Genomic DNA, 1,365 nt, shown 5'->3' with positions numbered 1-1,365 from the left:
TACAGGGTGTTCAGTATAAAAGTTGACTCGAAATTTTTAATGTCATTGTAAGTTTTGTGAATACAAATCATGTTTAATACTAATCAAGTTTAATAAGTGCACACTTATTTATGTTTAATGGTTTACATTTAATGATATTTATTAAAATATAATCAATTAAATAGTCAATTTTAGACAATTAACTGATTTTGCCTTTGAAGAATGGTTCTTACCACAGCACAACGCAGCTTTGTAATCGAAAGCTATTTTCGTTCTGGAAGATTTTTAAATGAAAGATGGATTTATTCTTACGATGCATGTTCAATGGATTTTGCTGACCAGTTTCCTACTGCACAAGTTCCATCCAAAGAAGCCATACGTAAACTGGTTGATAAGTTTAGGACTACTGGGTCGGTGATCAATCAGAAGCACAATCGTAGACCAAGTCGAATAACAGAAAATACAGTTGAGGAAATTAGACAGCGAATGTTGCACAGTCCAAAGAAATCCATCAGGCGATTGTCCCTGGAAACTGGACTATCTGTTGGGAGCTGTCACAAAATTGTTCGTAACAGAATTCACATGTATCCTTACAGAATATCTGTTCTTCATGAGTTAATTCCCACTGATCATGCCAAGCGAATTCGATACTGCCAATGGTTCAAAGCAAATGTGGATAATAACCAGCTGGATACGATGTTTTTTACTGACGAAGCTTGGCTGCACCTTTCTGGATACATTAATTCGCAGAACTTTAGAATATGGAGTACAGAAAATCCACACCAGTATATCGAATCTCCATTGCACCCTTTAAAAATTGGTATATGGATAGCGATTAGCCGTACGAGAATCATAGGCCCCATTTTCTTTCATGAAACAATAGATTCTGAGCGCTACTGTGGCATCATCGATCAGTTTTATGCTCAACTAAACGATTATGAGAAAAATAATTGTTGGTTTCAACAGGATTCTGCAACAAGTCACACAAGCCATCACACAATGAATCACTTGACAGCCCTATTTAACAATCGAATTATCAAAAAGGACTTGTGGCCGCCACGTAGCCCGGACCTCACACCTCCAGATTATTTTCTTTTCGGCTCTCTAAAAGATTCTGTGTTTAGAAGAAATCCTCATACTCTACAGGAACTGGAACAATACACCACGGAATTTATTCGATCTATCCAACCACAAACATTGGTCAACGTTTTCAATAACATGCATATCCGTATTAAGTCCTGCCTAGCGCAAAATGGTGGGCACTTTCAACATCTTCGAAACCTTTAATTATGTTATAAACTTTTTGTAATAAACTTTGTAATACATTTTTTGTTTGATGTTTTCCAAAAATAATTTCGAGTCAACTTTTATACTGAACACCCTGTA

General features: G+C 36.0%; 1 protein-coding gene. It reads left to right on the top strand.

Annotated features, from left to right (window positions below):
• Positions 1-201 precede the first annotated feature (201 nt).
• Complete coding sequence (locus ACAX61_RS19495; RefSeq protein WP_370716199.1) at positions 202-1,266, top strand: helix-turn-helix domain-containing protein; 1,065 nt, start codon at positions 202-204, stop codon at positions 1,264-1,266.
• Positions 1,267-1,365 lie beyond the last annotated feature (99 nt).

It is taken from the genome of Sphingomonas sp. IW22 (genome assembly GCF_041321155.1).
Lineage (GTDB): Bacteria > Pseudomonadota > Alphaproteobacteria > Sphingomonadales > Sphingomonadaceae > Sphingomonas.
Note: the sequence above shows the minus strand (reverse complement) of the source record. Positions and strands in the feature narration are given on the sequence as shown.